Genomic DNA, 21,534 nt, shown 5'->3' on the forward strand with positions numbered 1-21,534 from the left:
TCAGCCGCCGCCTGGGCCCCGGACCGGGTTTTGAGCGGGCGGTCCTTCTTTTTTTGGCATTACAGTACCGGTTTTTTTACTATTCGGCAAACAAATACCTTTTTTGGCCCGAAAAGTGACGCCGGCAACGTTGCGAATTTCAATAAAAAAATTTCATTTCAGTAAGTTATAATTTTTTAATAGTGCTGGCACGCTCTGTGCTCAAGGCGGGCAGCCTGTTCACAAGGCGCCGCGGCGTCCTGCCGCCGCCACGCCCGGGCCGCCTTCGCAAAATCGGATACACCCTAATTTGCCCCTCACGCTTCAGGACACGGGAGTGCACCATGATCGAAGTCAGCGTGTGTCAGGATCTCAAGGAAGCCAAGCGCCACTGGCAGCGCCACTGGCCCCAGCAGTGCCTCTTTGATCTCTGGCCTGTGAGGGCCTGCTTTCAGGCCGAGTTCAACAACAGCCCGTATTTCCTGATCGCCTCCCGCCGGGGCAGCTTCTGCGGGATGCTGGCCCTCAGCTGGATCGATGAAGAGCAGTGCTTCGGCCATTTTCCGGGGGAGCTCTGGGAGGGCAAAACCTGGCTGGAGCAGAACAAAATTCTGGCCAGCGACCCGGCGGTCGCCGGCGCCCTGCTGGAGCAGGTCCCGGCGGCGGCGAAGATCCGCTATTTGACCTTGGGGCCGGGTCTGGCGGCGCCGGGATCGGAGAACGTCGACGAGATCGGCTACCTCTTCTTGCCGGGGCAATACGGCTACTGTTTCCCGGCTTTCCTGCAGAGTTTTTCGGGAAAATCGCGCAAGAAAATGCGGGTCGAGCTGGACCGTCTGAAGGCCCGGGGAGTGTCCTGGCGCCATGACAGTTTCGCCGATGTGGAGCGGATGTTCCGCCTCAACCTGGAGAACTTCAAGGAATACTCCTACTTCAGCGACGACCGCTTTTTGCGGGCCTTTGAAAACCTCGCCTCCTGGCTGCAGGCCAAAGACATGCTGCGGGTGACCACCGTCCTGATCGGCGGCGAGGTGGCCGCGGTGGATATCGGCGCCGTCCGGGGCGCCACCTACACGGTCCTGGCCGGCGGCACGCACCCTGAATTTGCGGGCGTCGCCAAGCTGATCAACCTGCACCATCTGGAATGGGCCTGCCAGCAGCGATTTGCAGAGGTGGACTTTCTCTGCGGCGAATTCAATTGGAAAAACCGGTTTCACCTGACCCCACGCCCCCTGTTCCAGGTGTGCAACCAGCAGGCCCTGGCCGAGTGGCCCGCGGCGTCGGCCCCGGCGGTTTCCTGTGCCGCTTAGCCCGCGCGTCCTGGTGGTCGGCACCACCCCGGACTACATCGACTGGATCCGGAACAGCCGGGTCGACGGCACCCTGTTTTTGACCGACCCCGGCCTGCGCCGCCGCGCCCGCGAGTCCGCCCCGACACCGGAGGAGGAGATCCTCTGCGACCTGTCCGACCATAGCCGGCTGCGCCACGCGCTGCACGCCCACACGGAGCGCTTCGGGCAGCAGGTGGTTGGGGTTGCAGCTTACGACTGCGAATCCATGGCGCCGGCCGCCCGGCTGGCGGCCAACTTGGGCCTGCCCTACCCGTCGCTGCAGGCCGTCCGCAACTGCCGCGACAAGCACCTTTCAAAGACCCTTTGGGAGGCCGAAGGGCTCCGCTGCCCCACATCCCGCCTGGTCCGCTCGCCGGCCGATGCCGCCCGGTTCGCGGGAGAACTCGGCCGTCCCTGCGTCCTCAAACCCCTCAGGGGGAGCGGCAGCGAGCTGATCTTTCGCTGCGAGAGTGCCGGGGCGTGCGTGGCCGCTTTTGAAACCATCGCAAGCGGCCTGCGAGAGCGGCGCTCACACCGTCTTTACGCGGCCGCCTGCCCGCCGGAGGCGCCGGAAATCCTGGCCGAGGAGTGGATCGCGGGCGAGGAGTTCAGCTGCGATTTCAGGGTTGAAAACGGCCGGGCGACCCTCATCCGCCTGACCCGCAAGATCCTCTCGGAGACCGGCCCCTTCGGCACCGCCAGGGGGTACTTTCTCTCCACCGCGCCACCCGCCGCCGTGGGCCCCGACAGCCTGCCGCAAACCCTTTATCGCAGCGCCGCGGCCCTGGGGCTGGAGCGGGCGCTCTGCATGCTGGACTTCAAGGTTCAGGATGAACGGATCGTTCTGCTGGAGCTTGCCCCGCGCCCCGGCGGGGACTGCCTGCCGTTTCTGCTGCGCCGCTGCTGGGGTCTTGACATCCTGGGGGGCTTCCTGGATTTCTGCGCCGGGCGGCCGGTGGACTTCACGCCCCCGACCGGGGCCAGGCCCTGTGTGGGGCTGCGGCTGCACGCCCCCCGGGGGGGAATACTCAAGCGCCTGGATGCGCGCCTGCTGGCACAGGACCCGCGCGTGCGCGAAATCCACCTGGCGCGCGCACCTGGCGCGCGCGTCCGGATGCCCCCCGCGGACTACGACTCCTGGCTCCTGGGGCACGTCATTTTCGAGCCCGACCCGGACCCCGACCCGGCCGTCCAATGCCAGCGCCTCGCGGCCAAGCTGGCGGTGGAAATGGAGACCCCCTGATGACCCGCGACCCGTTGCAGCTGATCCCCAAACTCCAGGCAACCCTTGCCCGGGAAACGCCCCTGCTGCCCGCGGCGGAACTCCAGTCCTTTGTGGCATACCATTTCCAACGGCGAGAGGTTTACCTCGGGGCCCTGGACCGTCAGCCGGCCCCGCTCTACCTCCAGGAAGCGGCGGTGCTCAGGCAGCGCGCGCACCAGCTCAAAGAGGCCTTCCGGGCGGTCCTGCCGGCGGCTTCCTTCTACTACGCGGTCAAGAGCAACAACCAGCCGGACATCTCCCGCATCCTGCTCTCATCCGGGTTCGGCCTGGATGTCTCCAGCGGGCTGGAGCTGGAAATGGCGCTGGGCCTGGGGGCCCGCGAGATCATCTTCAGCGGGCCGGGCAAAACTGAAGCGGAGCTCCGGCTGGCGACCGCCCAAGCCGATCGGGTGGTGGTTCTGCTGGACAGCTTCGGCGAGCTCCAGCGGCTGGCGGCCATCGCCGCCGGCATGCAGCGACCGGTGCGCTGCGGGGTGCGACTGACGGTGGGCGGCGACGGGTTCTGGCGCAAATTCGGCATTCCCCCCGAAACCCTGCCGGCCTTCTGGCGGGAGGCCCGCCGCTTTGGGCAGATCCGCCTCCAGGGGCTGCAGTTTCACTCCAGCTGGAATCTTGCGCCGGACAACCAGGCCGCCTTCATCCGCCTGCTGGGCGGGGTACTCGCCGACCTGCCCCCGGCGGACCGCGCCGAAATCGCGTTTATCGACATCGGCGGTGGCTACTGGCCCCCCCAGGGCGAATGGCTGCAGCCGACGGCAACCCCGCGGGGCCAGCTGCTGACGGCCCTGGGGCAGCCGCCGGACGCCCCTGATGTCCACCACCGCCTGCCGGCCACCCCCATCGGGGCCTTCGCCGAGCGGATCGCCGACGCGATCCGCCGGCACATTTTCAACGTCCTTTCCTGCCGGATCTGCCTGGAGCCGGGCCGCTGGATCTGCAACGACGCCGTCCACCTGCTGATCTCGGTGGTGGACAGGAAAGCCCCCGACCTGGTGATCACCGATGCGGGCACCAACGCCGTCGGCTGGGAGCGCTTCGAAAGCGACTATTTCCCGGTCCTCAACCTGAGCCGCCCGGCGCTGACGGAGAGGCCCTGCCACATCCTGGGCTCCCTCTGCACCCCCCACGACGTCTGGGGCTACCAGTACTTCGGCGCCGACATCCAGCCGGGCGACATCCTCATGATCCCCACCCAGGGCGCCTACACCTACAGCCTGCGGCAGAACTTCATCAAGCCGCTGCCGGCGGTGCTCACGGTCTGAGGCTCCTGAGCATCCGGCCCTCGGAGCGCAAAAAACTGTTGTAAAAAAACCGCGGCGAATTTAGATTTGTGATAAGAGCGCCGCCCGGCCTGAAACCGCGGGGATCACGTTTTCTTGATAGCTCCCCCCTGCCCGCCGCCGGGCGCCCCCCAAGACCGACAGGATATCCGGCCGTGCCGTGCGTTTTCCGGGAAGCTGGGAAGCCGCATGGGCAGCCGCGCAAACAGGGCCCCATGGACCATTCGACACTCCCCGGAGCAGTAACCCGCTTCAACCGCAACGCCGCTCTTTGGCTTGCCCTCTTGACGTGGCTTACGGCCGCCGTAGGCTGCACGGCCCCCCAGGGCCCGCCGCAGCCCCTCCAGGAGCCGGCGCAAGAGGTGTTTCAGGGGGCCTGGTTCGAAATCAGCTACCCGGCGGGGTTCACGCCGGTTCCCTCGCTGGTCAGCAGCACGGCCGATGGATACGACAGCGCCGTTTTCATCGCACCCGACGGCAGCGTCTCCTTTTACGTCTACGCGCCGCAGTGGGGCGGCGAGCCAGCCGACATCGCCCTGGATCCCGTGCGCGAAACCCTGGTCGCCGACAACCGGGCGGTTCAAAACGACCGTGAGATCCGCCGCCTGACGATCTGTGCCAAAGACGGCAGCTATTGCCGCAGCTACCGTGACACCCGCGACCAGCAGGGATCGGTGCGAACGGTCGTGGGAATTACCTACCGCGACCAGGAGGCGCGGCGCCGCCATCTTCAGGATTACCTCAGATTTCGCAACTCCCTTCAGCAGTTCGCGGACTGATCCCCGCCCGCCGGGCTTTGCCGGCGCGGCGTACCGTTTGCCGGAAACCCAGCAGACAAAGGAGGCCGCCCATGAAAGCAACCGCCGTTCGTTTGGTGCAGCAGGCCCTGGTCGCAGAGGGGCTCTCCCCCGGAAAGATTGACGGCCGGCTCGGCCCGAAGACCTACGACGCCGTCGCCGCGGCGCTGGCCAAACGCAGCGCCGAGCTGCCGGCGGGCTGGCGGGAGTGGTCCAACCGCCGCCGCTGCGTCGCCATGCTGCAGCTGCTGTGCAAGGCGCAGGAGATCGCCGTCGGCCGGATCGACGGGCTGTGGGGCCCCCAGACCGAATACGCCTACGATATGCTGGCCTACCACCACGAACATGGCAGGCTGCCGCCCCCCTTTCGGGACGAGACGCCCCTGGACGTCAACCCCAACGGCTGGCCGCGCCAGACCGAAGCGGAGCTCATCCGGTACTACGGGGAGATCGGCAAAAACCAGACCATGCTGACCCTCCCCTATCCCCACCGGCTGGCCTGGGACCTCAGAAAAACCGTTAAAAAGTTCTCGTGCCACGAAAAAGTGCATGACAGCGCGCTGCGGGTACTGCAACGGGTGCTCTCCCACTATGGCCCGGAGCGCATCACAGAGCTTCGCCTGGACCGCTGGGCCGGTTGCCTGAACGAGCGCAAGATGCGCGGCGGCAACCGCTGGTCGCTGCACGCCTGGGGCATCGCCATCGATTACGACAGCGAATTCAACGGGTACAACTGGGGGCGCGACCGGGCCACCCTGGCCCAACCGGAATACGACCCCTGGTGGCGTTTCTGGGAGGAGGAAGGCTGGGTCAGCCTCGGCCGCACCCGGAATTTCGACTGGATGCACGTCCAGGCGGCCAAACTCTGACAGTTCCGTAAAATGGCCAATTTCTGCGTTACGCTGCATCTCGAAGTCGCTGCGGCTTATAGTAGTACGCCTCACGCCGCTGAGATTTGTGCGCCGTAACTTGGCCATTTTACGAAACTGTCTGGATTTTGAGTTTTTACTGGTTCATCAAAACCTGAGAGTTTCACAACGGTTCAATTTCTGAAGTGAACCCTAAACCCCTCTGCTTGGTCGGTCGCCCGGTTGATACCCGGCGACCGGATTCCAAGGGACCGCACGCGCCCCGCCGCCCCGCGCCGGCAGGAAGGAAAAGCTTCGATGGCGACATTTGAAAATTATGACCCGGGGGACTACTACGATGAACTGATCAGCGCCGACGGCCACCCCCGGCCCGGGGCCCAGCTGCTGGTGGACAAGATCATGTCGCTGCCGCCGGGGGAGCTGGCCATCCGCCAGAAGGCTGCCGAGGCCCTGCTCCTCAAAATGGGCATCACCTTCAATGTCTACGGCCGCGATGAGGGCACCGAGAAGATCTTCCCGTTCGACATTATCCCCCGGATCGTTTCCAGCAACGACTGGCAGCAGATCGAAAACGGCCTGAAGCAGCGGATCTACGCCTTGAACGCCTTCATCCAGGACGTTTACAACCAGAAAAAAATCCTCAAGGACAAGGTGGTGCCCGAGGACCTTATTCTCACCAGCCGCACCTACCGCAAGGAGTGCGAGGGCTTCACCCCACCGCGGGGGATCTGGTGCCACGTGACCGGCACCGACCTGGTGCGCGACCGCGACGGGCGCTTTTACGTCCTGGAAGACAACCTGCGCTGCCCCTCGGGGGTTTCCTACGTGCTGGAAAACCGGCAGGTGCTCAAGCGCACCTTCCCCCAGGTGTTCGAGGCCTCCCGGGTGCGGCCGGTGGACGATTACCCCTCCCAGTTGCTGGAAATGCTGACCGACCTCGCCCCGGAGCACCTGCAGGCGCCCACCATCGGGGTGCTGACCCCCGGCATCTACAACAGCGCCTACTTCGAGCACTCCTTTCTCTCCCAGCAGATGGGGGTGGAGTTGGTGGAGGGTCAGGACCTGGTGGTCTCCGAGGGCTTCGTCCACATGCTCACCACCAAGGGGCTCAAGCGCGTGGATGTGCTCTACCGCCGGATCGACGATGACTTCATCGACCCGGCGGTCTTCCGCCCGGACTCCGTGCTGGGGGTGCGGGGGCTGATGGGCGTCTACAGGGAGGGCCGCATCGCCCTGGCCAACGCGCCGGGCACCGGCATCGCCGACGACAAGGTGATCTACGCCTACGTGCCCGAGATCATCCGCTACTACACCGGCGAAGAGGCCATCCTGCCAAACGTGCCCACCTACATCTGCCGCAACGACCAGGACCGGGCCTATGTCCTGGCGCATCTGGACCAGCTGGTGGTCAAGGCCGCCAACGAGTCCGGGGGCTATGGCATGCTGGTCGGCCCGCACGCCAGCGAGGCCGAACGCGCCGCCTTCGCCGCCAAGATCAGCGCCGAACCGCGCAACTACATGGCCCAGCCGACCATTTCGCTCTCCCGGGTGCCCACCATCGTGGGCGACCGCATCGAGGGGCGCCACGTGGACCTGCGGCCTTACGTGCTCTTCGGCGAGGAGATCTACGTGCAGCCCGGCGGCCTGACCCGGGTGGCGCTGACCAAGGGCTCGCTGGTGGTCAACTCCTCCCAGGGCGGCGGGAGTAAGGACACCTGGGTGCTGTAGGCGAGGGGCTGCGGCGCGCCTGGCGGTCCTGCCGCGCGCCCGCCGACCGGGCCTTGACCCCGGCCGGGTCCCCGCCGTCCCGGACAGGCTTCAATCAGAGGAGAACTGCCAATGCTCAGCCGCGTGGCCAACGCCATCTACTGGATGTGTCGCTACATCGAACGGGCCGAGAACGTCGCCCGCTTCATCAGCGTCAACCTCAACTTGTTGCTGGACATGCCGTCGGAGAAGGGCAAACACTGGGAGCCGCTGGTGATGATCACCGGCGACCAGGCGCTTTTCGAAAAAAATTACCCGGACTATACCCAGGCAGCGGTGAGCCGCTTCCTGACCTTTGACCGCAACTACCCCAACGCCATCCTGACCTGCCTGGCGGCGGCGCGCGAAAACGGCCGTTCCATCCGCGAGATCATCTCATCGGAGATGTGGGAGCACCTCAACACCTTCTATCTGGAGTTGGCCGACGGCGGCTCCCCGGCCTTGGCCCTGGCCGACCCCCACCGCTTCTACAAGATCATTCAGATGCGCAGCCACCTGTTCACCGGCCTGATGGACTCCACCATGAGCCACGGCGAGGCCTGGAACTTCGCCCGCATCGGCATGATGATCGAGCGCGCGGACAAAACCTCGCGGATCCTGGACGTCAAGTACTTCATGCTGCTGCCCCAGGCGGACCTGGTGAACAGCCCCATGGACAACATCCAGTGGACAGCGGTGCTCAAATCCGCCAGCGCCTTTGAAATGTTCCGCAAAGAGCACCACCACATCACCCCGCGCAACGTGGCCAATTTTTTGATTTTCGACGGCCAGTTTCCGCGCTCCATCCGCCACTGCATCGCCAAGGCGCAGATCTGCCTGCACCGCATCGACGGCTCCCCACCGGAGTCGGCCAGCAACATCGCCGAAAAGCGCTTGGGGCGCCTCAAGGCCGACCTGGAGTACACCGATATCGACGAGGTGATCGAGCATGGCATGCACGAGTATCTGGACGGCCTGCAGACCCGGCTCAACCAGGTGGACGCCGCCATCGGCACGACCTTCTTCAACCTCAAGCCCCTGATCGAGGCCACCTCCAGCGAGCAGTAGCCCGCCGCCGCCCCCGATCCCCCGAAAGGACCGCCCGTGGGAATCCATGTTGCCCTGAACCACAAAACCTCCTACCGCTACGACCGGCCTGTGGCCCTCTCGCCCCACGTCGTCCGGCTGCGACCGGCGCCCCATTGCCGGACGCCGATCCTGAGCTATTCGATGACCGTCCTGCCGCAGACCCATTTTCTCAACTGGCAGCAGGACCCGTTCAGCAACTACCTGGGACGCCTGGTGTTTCCGCAAAAGACGACCGCCTTCGAGGTGGAGGTCGATCTGGTGGCGGAGATGATCATCATCAACCCCTTCGATTTTTTTCTGGAGCCCGATGCCGAAACCTATCCCTTTGACTATGCGCCCAAGCTCAAGGCCGACCTGGGGCCCTACCTGGCCGCAGAGCCGGCGGACGCCAAGCTCACGGCATACCTGGCGCAGATCGATCGCAGCCCCAAACCGACCAACAATTTCCTGGTGGATCTGAACCAGAAGCTGAGCCGCGACATCCGCTATCTGATCCGCATGGAACCCAATGTGCAGCCCTGCGAACGGACCCTGGAGCTGGGCAGCGGCTCATGCCGCGACTCGGCCTGGCTGCTGGTCAACATCCTGCGCCATCTGGGCCTGGCCGCCCGCTTCGTCTCCGGTTACCTGATCCAGCTCGCGCCGGATGTCAAATCCCTGGACGGCCCGTCCGGGCCGGAAGCCGACTTCACTGACCTGCACGCCTGGACCGAGGTCTACCTGCCCGGGGCCGGATGGGTGGGGATGGACCCCACCTCCGGGCTCTTCGCCGGCGAGGGGCACATTCCCCTGGCCTGTTCGCCGGAGCCCCAAAGCGCGGCCCCGATCACCGGCGCCCTGGAGGAATGTAAGGTGGATTTCAGCCACAGCATGAGCGTGCGGCGCATTCGGGAAGCGCCCCGCTCCACGCGGCCCTACCCGGAAGAGGTCTGGACGGCCATCGTGGAACTGGGAGAGCGGGTGGACCGTGAGCTGGCGGCGGCGGATGTCCGTCTAACCATGGGCGGGGAGCCCACCTTCGTCTCCATCGACGATATGGACGACGCCCAGTGGAACACCGCGGCCCTGGGGAAGGAGAAGCAGCAGCTGGCCGAGACCCTGATCAAAGGGTTGCGCCAAAAGTGGGCCCCCGGCGGACTGCTGCACTACGGCCAGGGGAAATGGTATCCGGGCGAATCCCTGCCCCGCTGGGCCCTGGGGTGCTTCTGGCGCATAGACGGCCGGCCGGTGTGGCAGGACGACCGCTGGATCGCGGACGTGTCCAAAAGCTATGGCTTCGACGTCGCCGAGGCCAAGGTCTTCATCGACACCCTGGCCGAGATCCTGGGGGTCAGACGGCGCTACGTCCGCGCAGGTTACGAGGACATCCTGTACTACCTCTACAAAGAGCAGCGGCTATCGGTCAACGTGGACCCCGGCGACCCCCGGCTGGAGGATCCCGAAGCCCGTGCGCGCATGGTTAGCGCCTTTCAGCGCGGGCTGGGGGCCCCGGTGGGTTACGTGCTGCCCCTGCAATACGGCTCCTGGAAAAGCGGGCCGTGGCCGTTTCGCGGGGACCACATGTTCCTTTTGCCTGGCGATTCGCCCGCCGGGCTGCGCCTGCCCCTGGAGTCTCTGCCCTGGGTTGCCAAGACCGACTTTCCCTACGACCACCCCCTGGACCCCATGGCCGACCGCGGGCCGCTGCCGGACCTGCACGCCGGCCAGCAGGCTCTGCAGGGGCGGCCGGCGGAGAAGATCGGCGAGGGTGTGCGCAGCCAGCCCAGACCCTTTGACGAACCGGCGCCGGTTCCCGGTGAGTCCGCCGCCTGGGTGGTTCGCACGGCCCTCTGCGTGCAGCCACGCGGGGGCCGGTTGTATGTGTTCATGCCGCCGGTGACCGCCCTGGAGGGGTATCTGGAACTGGTGGCGGCCATCGAGGCCACCGCCGCAAGGACCGGACTGCCGGTGGTGATCGAAGGCTACACGCCGCCCTATGACCCGCGTCTGGAAAGCCTCAAGATCACCCCGGACCCCGGGGTGATCGAGGTCAACATCCAGCCCATGCACAGCTGGCGGGAGCTGGTGGATTGCACCACGACCCTTTACGAGACGGCCCGCCAGAGCCGCCTGGGCACTGAAAAGTTCATGTTGGACGGCCGCCACACCGGCACCGGCGGCGGCAACCACATCGTCATGGGTGGCGCCACGCCGGCGGAGAGCCCCTTCCTGCGGCGGCCGGACCTGCTGCGCAGCTTCGTCACCTTCTGGAACAACCACCCGTCGCTCTCGTTCCTTTTTTCAGGCCTCTTCATCGGCCCCACCAGCCAGCAGCCGCGCATCGACGAAGCCCGCCACGACAGTCTCTACGAGCTGGAGATCGCCTTTGCCGAACTGGAGCGTCAAACCGCCCCGGACCGGCCCTGCCCGCCCTGGCTGGTGGACCGCCTCTTCCGCCACCTGCTGGTGGACGTCAGCGGCAACACCCACCGGGCCGAATTCTGCATCGACAAGCTCTATTCGCCCGACAGCGCCGCCGGCCGGCTGGGGCTGCTGGAGTTCCGCGCCTTCGAGATGCCGCCCCACGCCCGCATGAGCCTGGCCCAGCAGCTTTTGCTGCGCATCTTTGTGGCGTGGTTCTGGCAGACCCCCTATCGGCGGAATTTGGTGCGATGGGGCACACGGCTCCACGACCGTTTCATGCTGCCCCAGCCGGTGCAGGACGATTTTGCCGACGTTTTGAAAATCTTGAATCAGGCCGGCTTTCCGGTGCGCATGGAATTTTTCCAGCCGCATTTCGAGTTTCGCTTCCCGATTTACGGCAAGGTGGACTGCGCGGGCATGGAGATCGAACTGCGCCAGGCCCTGGAACCGTGGCATGTGCTGGGTGAGGAGCCCGGTGGTGGGGGCACCGCCCGCTATGTGGACTCCTCTGTGGAGCGGCTGCAAGTCAAGGTCAGCGGCATGACCGGGGAGCGCTACATCGTTGCCTGCAACGGCCGCTGCATCCCCCTGCAGCCGACCGCCGTGGCGGGCGAGTTCGTGGCCGGCGTGCGCTACCGTGCCTGGCAGCCGCCGGCTTGCCTGCACCCCACCATCGGCGTGCACACCCCCCTGACCATCGATCTTTTCGACACCTGGTCCGGCCGCGCCGTGGGCGGCTGCACCTATCACGTGGGGCATCCGGGCGGCCGTCACTACGATGTCTTTCCCGTCAACGCCTACGAGGCCGAGGGGCGGCGCAACGCGCGGTTCATCCCCGGCGGCCACACCCCCGGCAGCCCCGTGGCGCTGCCGGCGGCCGAAACCAACCCCTGGTTTCCCTATACCCTTGATTTGCGCCGCCAGACGGGTTAAATCGACCCCTGGCGCCCGGTGGCGGCGCCGGCCACCCGCTAAGACGAGGCATCGGCTGTATGGCCCATCCACCCCTTACCGACCCGGCTGCACCGACATCTCTGTTCGACGCGTTGACCTTCCCGCCTGACGCCTATTGCGAGACGTTTGCCTCTTCGGGAACCCCCCGCCCCCACTGGCAGCCGCTCATCGCGGCGTTGGCGGACACGCGCCCCGAGGTGCTCCAGATGCGCCAGGAGCGGGTCAAGCGCATGCGCCACGAGGACGGGGCGACCTTCAACCCCTTCGACGACCCCAGCGGGCGGGGAACCCCCTGGGCCCTGGAGATGATCCCGCTGCCCATCACCGCGGGGGAGTGGGCGGCCCTGGAGGCCGGCCTGGTGCAGCGGGCCGGCCTGCTGGAAAAGATCCTGGTGGACGTTTACGGCCCCCAGGACCTGATCAAGAGCGGCGGTCTGCCCCCGGCGCTGGTCTTCGCCAACCCCAATTTTCTGCGCCCCTGCCACGGCATCCAGCCCGCCGGCGGCCGCTTTCTGGCCTATTACGCGGCCGATCTTTACCGCGGAGCCGACGGGCGCTTCAGGGTTTACCGGGATTACGCCGCCAGCCCGGCCGGCCTGGGGTATGCCCTGGAAAACCGGATCGTCATCTCCCGGGTCTTCTCGGATCTCTACCACAAGACGCCCATCCGCCGGTTGGCGCCTTTTTTCCAGAACTTTCACCGCGGACTGGCCCAGCGGGCCGCCCTGCGGCGGGTGGACCCCGGCATCGTGCTGCTCTCGCCGGGGCCGGAGAGCCGCATCTATTTCGAGCATGCCCTGCTCTCCCGCTACCTGGGCTACCCGCTGGTAGAGGGCCAGGACCTGACCGTGCGCAACGGCCGGCTGTTCCTCAAGAAGCTCGCCGGCCTGGAGCCGGTGGAGGTTATCTTCCGGCACACCGAGGACGGCAGCAGCGACCCCTTCGCCCTGCGACGCCAGCCCGCAAGCGGCGTGGCGGGGTTGATCCAGGTCTCCCGGGAGGGCAATATCGACATCGTCAACCCCATCGGCAGCGGGTTTGTCGATACGCCGGCGCTGCCGGTTTTTCTGCCGGCGCTCTGCCGCCCGCTGATGGGTGAGGACCTGGCCCTGGAAAACCACCCGGTCTGGTGGTGCGGAACCGCAGAGGGCAGGAATCACACCCTGGCCAATCCGGGAGAAGTGATCCTCGGTCCGGCCCTGGACCGCTCGGCGGCCGTCCCTTCCCCCGAGCTCCTGGGGAGGGCGATGGCGGCCGAACCCCACGCCTTCATGGCCCGCGCGCCACTTTACCCGGCGGCGGTCGCCGCCTGGGACGGCAACGGGGTCAGCGCCCGCTATAGCCTGCTACGGGTCTTTGTTTGCGCCAACGGCCGGGGCTTTGAGGTCATGCCCGGCGGCCTGGCCATCACCGCTGCGGACGTGGCGACCCTCACCGGGGACTGCCCCGAGCGGCAGCAGAGCAAGGACATCTGGGTGCTGTCCGACCAGCCGGTGGAGGTCTTCAGCCTCATGGGCGGGCTCCAGACGGTGGCCGACTTCCAGCGCGGCAGCGACCTGCCCAGCCGGGTGGCCGACCACCTGCTGTGGCTGGGCCGCTACTTGGAGCGCGCCGAGGGGCTGATCCGCCTTCTGCGCTCGGTGTTCCGCCGGCTGACCGGCGAGGCCCGACCGGTGGATATCCCCGAACTGCCCTTTCTGCTGAACCTCCTCAGGGCGGACAACACCATCCCCGCTGCACCGGCCGGAGACGGCATCCCCCCCTACCGGGAGTTATGGTCCCACCTAAACGCCGCCCTCTACCGGGAGGATCGGCCCGAAAGTGTGGTCGCCATTCTCAAACGGGTGCAGGTGGCGGCCCGTAATGTGCGCGACCGGCTCTCCCTGGACTCCTGGCGGGTGATCAACCGTTTGGACGGCTTTACCGACACCCCGGCCAGCGACCCGCTGGAGCTTCTGGACGACACACTCTTCACCCTGAGCGCCTTCAGCGGGCTGGCCATGGAGAGCATGACCCGCGGCCTGGGGTGGCGCTTCATGGACATGGGACGGCGGATGGAGCGCGCCATGAACCAGACCGGCCTGATCCGCATCGGGCTGAAGCCGGTCTGCGGCGAGGCCGGCAGCGCTCTGGAGGCGCTGCTGGAGATCTATGACAGCATCATGACCTACCGCGCCCGCTACCGCACGGCCTTTCAGCTGGCCCCGGTGCTGGACCTGCTGCTGGTTGACGAGAGCAACCCCAAGTCCCTGGCCTTCCAGGTCAACCGCATAGCCGAGCATGTGGCGAACCTGCCCCGCCAGAGCGACCGGCGCTTCGCCAGCCCGGAGGAGCGCATGGCCCTTGAGATGCTCACCGCCGCGCGCCTGGTGGACCTCACCGGCCTGGATTGCGGCGCAGGCGACGCCGCGACGGGGCCACTGGCTGCCTTCCTGGAAACCATGGAGACGCGTCTCAAGGATTTCGCCCAGCAGATCAGCGCCCACTATCTCAGCCGGGTGCCGCCCACCCCCCATTTCTCCGCCATCATGGGTGACCGCCGGCCATGAAATACCGCATCACCCACAAAACCGCCTACCGCTACTCGGAGCCGGCTTCCCTCTCCCAGAACGAACTGTTCCTGCACCCCCGCGAAACTGGCACCCAGCGGGTCGTCCAGAGCCGTCTGACGATCGTGCCCGAGCCCCAATACCTGCACCGCCGGACGGATTACTTCGGCAACATCGTTTACGTCTTCATGGTTCAGCAGCCCCACAACGAACTGAGCATGACCGCGGCCAGCATCGTGGAGACGCGCCAGGCGATGGTACCGGCGCCGGCAGACACCCCGCCTTGGGAAAGCGTGGCGCAGCGCCTGGCCGCCCCGGCCGACCCGGCGGAGCTGGCGGCCTGTCAGTTCGTTTTTGGAAGCCCCCTGGCCGCCACCGCCCCCGGCGTCCTGACCTACGGGCAGCCCTCCTTTCCTCCGGGAAGGCCGGTCCTGGTGGGGGCCATGAACCTGATACAGCGGATCTTTACGGAATTCACCTACGACAAATCGGCCACCACCGTGGACACCACCGTGGACCAGGTGCTGGCCAAGCGCAAGGGGGTCTGCCAGGATTTCGCCCATCTGGCCATCGGCTGCCTGCGGGCCCTGGGTCTGGCCGCGCGCTATGTCAGCGGCTACCTGGAAACCAAACCGCCGCCCGGCAAGCCGAAGCTGGTCGGTGCCGACGCCTCCCATGCTTGGATCTCGGTCTTCGTGCCGGATGCGGGCTGGGTGGATCTGGACCCCACCAACAACCTGATCGCAGGTGAAAACCACATCACCCTGGCCTGGGGGCGGGACTACGGCGACGTCACCCCGGTGAAGGGGGTGGTCATGGGCGGCGGCATCCACACCCTCTCCGTGCTGCTGGATGTGGCGGCCCAGACCTGACTCCGGAGACCGCACAGGGCCTGCGCACGGCAGGATTCAAAATCATGAATCTCAAAAAAATTTATTTATTTCAATTGGTTAATTTAATGCCAGGGATCGGCGAGATTTCGGGTTCAAATTTTTGAACCACCCCCATAAATCGAATTTGTAATTCAATCAAAAGGTTGGCATATTTTTCAGAAAAATCGGGTAAAAATTTTGAACTTTCACTGGCCGCGCCAGTAAATCCTTCGGGGGAGGGATAGGACCGGCCTGGATTTATTTTTTAACAAGATACTAAAATAATTATTAAATTTTTCCACCCCAACCCAAAAGGAAGGCTTTTGAAAAAGTTGGCAAGCTGTTTGCTTAGACGAATGCTACCTAATAATTCTTCACCTTTTCTCCTCCTTAACGGCCGATTGTCCACCTAACAATCGGCCGTTTCCTTTTGAATTCCGCAAGCGTTGCAAACTGCCCGTCGCCCCTGCATGGGCAAGCCCGCACGGCACCCGGCGCCTGCTTAAAAAAGCCCCGCTTCTCGGCGGGAACCCGCCCCGGTGACCATGGTTTCCAGTTTTCACTCATCCGCCGCGCCCGATTTGCCGATATAACCCTGGCGAGGGAACCCCCTCGGCGAACCGCCATCGACCCGATCCTATAGTTCACCAGCCTGGTATGTCTATTCATCGCGTCCTTCCCGAACACATCCCTGGGGTACTGGCGCCGGTAAAAAGCGGGCGGCCATCTGCCACCGCACGCGGAGGAGCGGGCTTCAGATCCGGCGCGCTGCGCCGCGCGCTGATGGTCTTGGGTCTTGTGCTGGTGGGGTTCGGCCTGGGCGGGCTGATCGCCCGGGGACTGCTGTCCTCCGCGCTGGAGGCCAAATACCTTGCCCGGACCGCGCAACAGATGACCTGGCAGTTGCTGCCAGGGCCTTCCGATGAGGTCCGCTACCCCGGCCAGGGGCCGTATGATCTGCGGCTTGGCTACAGCAAGCTGCCCGGCTACCTGGAACGCCTGCAAACCAACGGCTGGCGGATCGATGGGCAGGCCCGGATCAGCAAGCAAATGGCGCGTGCGGCGGACCTCGGGCTTTTTCTGCCGTATCCCGAGAAGGACCAGGCCGGCCTCACGCTTTACGACGGCGACCGCCGGCCGCTTTATATCAGCCGGCATCCCGAGCGGGTCTACACCAGCTTTGACAGTATTCCGCCCTTGCTGGTGAATGCGTTGACCCACATCGAAAACCGCGAGCTTCTGGTGGAGGCTTTCCCCACCCGCAACCCGGCGGTGGAATGGGACCGCCTGGCCCAAGCGCTGCTGGAGAAGGCCATCAGCCTGGTGGACCGCAAACGCAACGTGCCAGGGGGCAGCACCCTGCCGACCCAGATCGAAAAATACCGCCACTCGCCCGCCGGGCTCACCACCGACATGCGCGAGAAGCTGCGCCAGATGGCCACCGCCAGCCTGCGCGCCTATTTAAACGGCCCCAACACCCTCGAGATGCGGCGCGAAACGGTGACCGCCTACCTCAACACGGTACCGCTGGCGGCAACGGCCGACTTCGGCGAAGTCAACGGGATCGGTGACGGCCTGTGGGCCTGGTACGGCCTGGACTTCGACGCGGTCAACCGCATCCTGGCGAAAACGCCGGGCGGCCCCGCCGATGACGCCTATGCCAGCGCCTTCAAGCACGCCCTGTCGCTGATCGTGGCGGTGCGGCGCCCCTCGTACTATCTGGCCACCGACCGTCAGGCCCTGGACAGGTTGACCGACGATCATCTCAAGCTGCTGGCCAATGCCCGTCTGATTTCACGCGAACTGGCCGACCGGGCCAGACAAGTCAGGCTGCGCAGCGCCAGCCCTCCCACGGCGGCGCCGACGGCGCGTTTTGCCGACCGCAAGGCCGCCAACGCGCAGCGCATCCGGCTCATCGAGCTGCTGGGCGAATCCCGGCTGTACGACCTCGACCGGCTGGATCTGGCCGTCGAGACCACCATCAACCAGCCGGCGCAGCAAATCGTCAGCCGCTATCTGCAAGACCTGGCCCAGCCGGAAGCCGCGGCCGCATCGGGGCTGATCGGCCACCGCCTGCTGCAACCGGAGAACCCGCTGGAGAGCGTGATCTACAGCTTCACCCTCTACGAGAAATCACCGGCCGGCAACCTGCTGCGGGTCCAGGCCGACAACCTCAACCAGCCCTTCGACATCAACAGCCAGGCACGGCTGGACCTCGGCTCCAGCGCCAAGCTGCGCACCCTGGTCACCTACCTGGAGATCATCGCCCGGCTGCACGGCGAATTCCGCAGCCTGGATCCAGCCGCACTGCGGCAGAAGGCCCAGCCCCGGCGCGACGTGCTGGCCCAGTGGGCGGCGGCACGAATCCTTGCCAAGCCCGGCGAAACCCTGGCCGCCACCCTCGACGCCGCCATGGCACGCACCTATTCGGCCGCCCCGGAGCCGTTTTTCACTGGCGGCGGGGTGCACAATTTCGCCAATTTCGACCCCAAGGACAACAGCCGCGTGATGACCGTCTGGGAAGCCACCCGCAATTCGGTCAACCTGGTCTACATCCGCTTGATGCGCGACATCATCCGCCATTACGCCAGCAGCACCCCCGGGGCCGCGGCGCGGGTTCTGGAGGACGCCGGCAACCCCATGCGCAAAACCTACCTGACCCGTTTCGTCGACCGGGAGGGCCGGGTTTTCATCCACCGCTTCTACCAGCGCCACCGGAGGCTCACCCCGGTGCAGATGGCCGAGGAGCTTTACGCACGCACCGGCCTCAACCCACGTCGCTTCAGCGCGGTGTTCCGTTATCTGGAGCCGGAGGCGCCCTTCGCGTCCTACGTCGCCGCGCTCAGCGCGCAGGTGCCGGCCAGCGTCAGCCTGGACGCAAAGACGCTCCAAGCGCTCTACGCTGCCCATGCGTCCGAGACCTGCAGCTTGGCCGATCGCGGCTATATCGCGCAGATCCATCCGCTGGAGCTGTGGGTGGTCAAATCCTTGCGCGGCGAGCCGAAAACCGACCTCAACACCCTGTATGATTCCGGCATGCAAGTGCGCCTGGAAGTTTACGACTGGCTCTTCAAAACCAGCCGCAAAAACGCCCAGGACATCCGGATCCGGTCGCTGCTGGAAGTCGAGGCCTTTGACGGCCTGCTGCGGGACTGGAAACGCCTGGGCTATCCTTTCGAGACCATCACGCCGTCCTACGCCACGGCAATCGGGAGCTCTGGCGATCGCCCCGCCGCCCTGGCCGAACTGATGGGCATTCTGATCAACGACGGGGTGCGGATGCCCAGAGTGAGCCTCAGCGGCCTGCACTTCGCCGCCGACACGCCCTACGAAACCCGGCTGTCGCGGAAGCCCGACGCGGGTGAGTGCCTGATGCCGGCCGAGGTTGCGCGGACGGCTCGCCGCGCCCTGGCCCTGGTGGTCCAATCCGGCACCGCCGTGCGCCTGGCCGGCGTACTGAAGGACCCGGCCGGCCAGCCGCTGACGATTGGCGGCAAAACCGGCACCGGCGACCACCGTTACGAACGCTTCGGCAAGGGGGGCGAGCTGCTGGAATCGCGCGTGGTCAACCGCACCGCCGCCTTCGTGTTCTACTTGGGCGAGCGCTACTTCGGCACCCTGACGGCCCTGGTACCCGGCGAGCAGGCCGGCCAGTTCGGCTTCACCAGCTCACTCACCACCCAGATCCTGAAAAGCCTGCTGCCCCAGCTGCAGCCGCATCTCTATCCGGAGCCGCCGGCACCTGACGGCTCCGCGGCCGAAGCCGCCGCCCAATCATCGCCGGCATCGCCCACAGCCGAAAAGCCCGACGGCACCACCCGCCAGGCCGACCCGCCGGCCGGGGAAGTGCTGCCGGCCGGAGCAGCCCAGAAATACTGAAATCAATTTTGCCGTTCAACTGCTTGCTGGAACCCAAGGCGATGATTGCCGGATCTCATATCCGCCGGTGCGGCGAAGGCAGGTATACTCCGGGAGGCTTGCGGCGGGATCAGCCACCCTCCGCCGGCAAGCGCGGATCGGGCACTTCCTCCCGGATGCGGTCGGAAAAGCGGGGGTCCTGGTCGGCGGCCCGCGCCTGGGCGGTGATCGCGCCGCGCCGGCGCAATTCCGCGAGCGGCAGGCGGGTGTCGACGCTGCCGCGGGCGTAGAGCAGCTCGTCCAGCCGCCCGTTGGCCAGAATGCGCCAGTCGAGCCGCTGTCCCACGCCGAGGTGCTTGAGGTGGTAGCGAATGCCGGTGGTGCAGTTGTGGGTCAGGGCGTTGTACCATCGGGGGCGCCGGGCCAGCAGATTCAGCTCGGCGAGATATTCCAGCAGCAGCGCCCGGGCCTGGGCCAAGGACATCCGGATCCGGAACAGGTAAAGCTCCTCGCCCCGATAGTTGGTGCGCAGCCGCACCACGTCGCGCTCATCGGCGACCACGTAATAGACCTCGAACTGGCGGAAGAAGCCGCGCACCGCCGAGTAGGTCTCGCCCTTTTCCTTGCGCGTCTCGATGGAGATCGCCAGGGGCGGGCCTTCGGCAAACTCCCAGCTGGCAATGGTGTGGGCGATCGCCGTGGGCCCCCAGAAGCAGATGAAGAGGTCCACCCCGCGCAGCTGGTCGAGGTCATAGCTGCGGGTTTCCCAGCGCTCGGTGAAATCGGTCTCGCTGCGGTAGTCGAAATTGCGCAGGTTGTGCACGGTTATCCGGTTTCCCGCCACCTCGGCTGTCGTCGTGCGGGCCACGTCCAAAAGCCAGTCGCGGTCGTTGCTGGGCGGGATGGCCAGCCACCAGCCGAGAACGCCAGCAAATGCCGCCGACACGGAGAGCAGCGCCAGCCAGTAGGGGCGCAGCCCCAGCAGAATGCCAAGGCAAATCAGGGCAAAGGCCGCTGCCAGCGCGCCGGCCGCCCAGCGGTTGACCGGGCCGTCGAACCAGATCGCCGCCGCCGCCCAGGTCACCGCCAACACCAGCGGCAGGGCCAGCAGCACCCGGAGCGTCACACGCGTCCAGCCAGTGGCCATCGCAGCCTTCCTCCTGGCGCCATGTGCGCCGCCTCTGTCATGGCTTCGCCGGCACCGTTTCCAGCCACTGGCAGCGCTCGGCGACCACCGGCGCCACGTTCTCGTGGCCGATGCCGTGGACCATCAGACCGATGACGCGCTCGTCGTTGTCGTATTCGGTGTGGGCCGCCATCGGATTGGCGACCTCGCCCAGCCCGAAGAGGGGCGACAGCGGCGCGACGTTGAGGATGACATTGGTCAGGGTGGGACAAAGACGGGAATCGATGTGGCGGTCGAGAAAATCCGGCGGAATGGCGTAGCTGAAGAGATCGTTGGGGTCGCTGAAGGCGATCAGCCGCATTTCCCGGAACAGCCGCTCGTCTGCCCGGGGGGCGCCAGCGGTGCAAATCTCCGCGATCTGACCGTGAAGCTTGGGTTCCGCCTGGCCCAGCTGCAGCAGCGGCAGCTGGTTGGAGAGCATGAAGACCGGAAAGGTCTTCTCCATCAGGACCGCCAGGCGCCTGGAAAGTCCGGGGTCGGCCTTGCCCTGGACCGCGATCTCCTGGAGGGCGTCGGTGGTGACCCGGCTGCCGAGGCTGTGGGTGATGAAAGCGTAGTCGTCCCCGAAGCGGTCCAGGGTCTCCGGGCTGGCGGGGTCGCAGAAGGCCGGCCCGGACGCCGGCAGGGTTTGCCAGGTGTCGCTCATCATCCAGCAGAGGGACTGGCCCACCGAGGTCTGGATCTGCAGGCGAAACTCGCCATAATAGAGCACCACGTCGGGCACCGTGTCGTTGACAAAGAGCTTCAGGGTGTTGTTGATGCCCGTCCGGCGAAAGGCGTATTCCCCCGAATTGTCGAAGGCGATGGTTTCCTTGGCGGCATCGATGATCGGGTCCCAGGTCAGCTCGTAAAAGATCAGTTCGCGTCCCGTCGCGGTATTGAAATAGCGGCTGACCCGCAGGGTGCCGAGCCCGCCGGTATATTTCGGGTGCGACAACTCGATTTGCTTGTATTTCTCCTCCACCTGCGGCAGGGCCAGAGCCCGGGCGAGGTTCTCGGCCAGGCGGGTTGCGTAGCCGGGCTGGTGTGTGCCGATGCCGTGCACCATCAGGACCTTGAGCAGCCTCCGGTCGGCGACCCCGCGGGCGGCCTCCAGGTCCTGCTGCCGCATGTAGGCTTCCAGGCCGGGGAAGGCACGGCCCCGGACGAAACACTTGCGGGGGTCCTGGGTCTCCCCCGTGTCCTCCATCAAGGCCTGGGTCACCCCCTTGGCAAATCCCGCGCAGCCGCTCAAAAGCGCCAGCAGCCCAATCAGCAGCAGGCACTTCCACGCCCGATCGAACATCTTTCCGTCCATGGATAGCCTTCCGATTGTTTTTGCGGTTTGCAGCCGGCG

General features: G+C 65.8%; 13 protein-coding genes. 11 read left to right on the forward strand and 2 right to left on the reverse strand.

Annotation, left to right across the window (positions count from 1 at the left end; all coding sequences use genetic code 11):
* The first annotated feature begins 323 nt into the window (after positions 1–323).
* The 11 genes from LJE63_13370 to LJE63_13420 all read left to right on the forward strand — a co-directional run bounded on the left by LJE63_13370 (position 324) and on the right by LJE63_13420 (position 19,033).
* Positions 324–1,289: a GNAT family N-acetyltransferase gene (locus LJE63_13370; GenBank protein ID MCG6907597.1), complete on the forward strand. Its 966-nt coding sequence runs from the start codon at positions 324–326 to the stop codon at positions 1,287–1,289.
* Positions 1,279–2,553: an ATP-grasp domain-containing protein gene (locus tag LJE63_13375; protein ID MCG6907598.1), complete on the forward strand. Its 1,275-nt coding sequence runs from the start codon at positions 1,279–1,281 to the stop codon at positions 2,551–2,553. Before LJE63_13370 ends, LJE63_13375 begins: the two co-directional genes overlap by 11 nt.
* On the forward strand, positions 2,553–3,857 hold the full coding sequence (locus tag LJE63_13380) for an alanine racemase (GenBank protein ID MCG6907599.1): 1,305 nt from the start codon (positions 2,553–2,555) through the stop codon (positions 3,855–3,857). Before LJE63_13375 ends, LJE63_13380 begins: the two co-directional genes overlap by 1 nt.
* 233 nt (positions 3,858–4,090) lie before the next feature.
* Positions 4,091–4,654 carry a hypothetical protein gene (locus LJE63_13385; GenBank protein ID MCG6907600.1) on the forward strand — a complete coding sequence of 188 codons (564 nt, stop codon included), beginning with the start codon at positions 4,091–4,093 and terminating at the stop codon, positions 4,652–4,654.
* A 71-nt stretch (positions 4,655–4,725) separates the two neighbouring features.
* Positions 4,726–5,541, forward strand: a complete 816-nt coding sequence (locus tag LJE63_13390) for a hypothetical protein (protein ID MCG6907601.1) — start codon at positions 4,726–4,728, stop codon at positions 5,539–5,541.
* Positions 5,542–5,838: 297 nt separating this feature from the next.
* On the forward strand, positions 5,839–7,269 hold the full coding sequence (locus LJE63_13395; GenBank protein MCG6907602.1) for a circularly permuted type 2 ATP-grasp protein: 1,431 nt from the start codon (positions 5,839–5,841) through the stop codon (positions 7,267–7,269).
* Positions 7,270–7,380: 111 nt separating this feature from the next.
* Positions 7,381–8,355, forward strand: a complete 975-nt coding sequence (locus LJE63_13400; GenBank protein ID MCG6907603.1) for an alpha-E domain-containing protein — start codon at positions 7,381–7,383, stop codon at positions 8,353–8,355.
* Between the two features lie 36 nt (positions 8,356–8,391).
* Positions 8,392–11,712, forward strand: a complete 3,321-nt coding sequence (locus tag LJE63_13405) for a transglutaminase family protein (protein ID MCG6907604.1) — start codon at positions 8,392–8,394, stop codon at positions 11,710–11,712.
* Between the two features lie 59 nt (positions 11,713–11,771).
* Positions 11,772–14,282 (forward strand): circularly permuted type 2 ATP-grasp protein, encoded by a 2,511-nt coding sequence (locus LJE63_13410; protein ID MCG6907605.1) that lies wholly within the window; start codon positions 11,772–11,774, stop codon positions 14,280–14,282.
* On the forward strand, positions 14,279–15,154 hold the full coding sequence (locus tag LJE63_13415; protein ID MCG6907606.1) for a transglutaminase family protein: 876 nt from the start codon (positions 14,279–14,281) through the stop codon (positions 15,152–15,154). Before LJE63_13410 ends, LJE63_13415 begins: the two co-directional genes overlap by 4 nt.
* 783 nt (positions 15,155–15,937) lie before the next feature.
* Positions 15,938–19,033: a transglycosylase domain-containing protein gene (locus LJE63_13420; GenBank protein ID MCG6907607.1), complete on the forward strand. Its 3,096-nt coding sequence runs from the start codon at positions 15,938–15,940 to the stop codon at positions 19,031–19,033.
* 109 nt (positions 19,034–19,142) lie between these two features.
* Here the strand turns inward: LJE63_13420 and LJE63_13425 are convergent, their stop codons facing one another.
* Both LJE63_13425 and LJE63_13430 read right to left on the reverse strand, forming a co-directional pair.
* On the reverse strand, positions 19,143–20,159 hold the full coding sequence (locus LJE63_13425; GenBank protein MCG6907608.1) for a DUF4105 domain-containing protein: 1,017 nt from the start codon (positions 20,157–20,159) through the stop codon (positions 19,143–19,145).
* A 37-nt stretch (positions 20,160–20,196) separates the two neighbouring features.
* Positions 20,197–21,495 carry a hypothetical protein gene (locus LJE63_13430; GenBank protein MCG6907609.1) on the reverse strand — a complete coding sequence of 433 codons (1,299 nt, stop codon included), beginning with the start codon at positions 21,493–21,495 and terminating at the stop codon, positions 20,197–20,199.
* Between the last annotated feature and the right edge of the window lie 39 nt (positions 21,496–21,534).

The organism is Desulfobacteraceae bacterium, assembly GCA_022340425.1.
Taxonomy (GTDB): Bacteria; Desulfobacterota; Desulfobacteria; order Desulfobacterales; family JAABRJ01; genus JAABRJ01.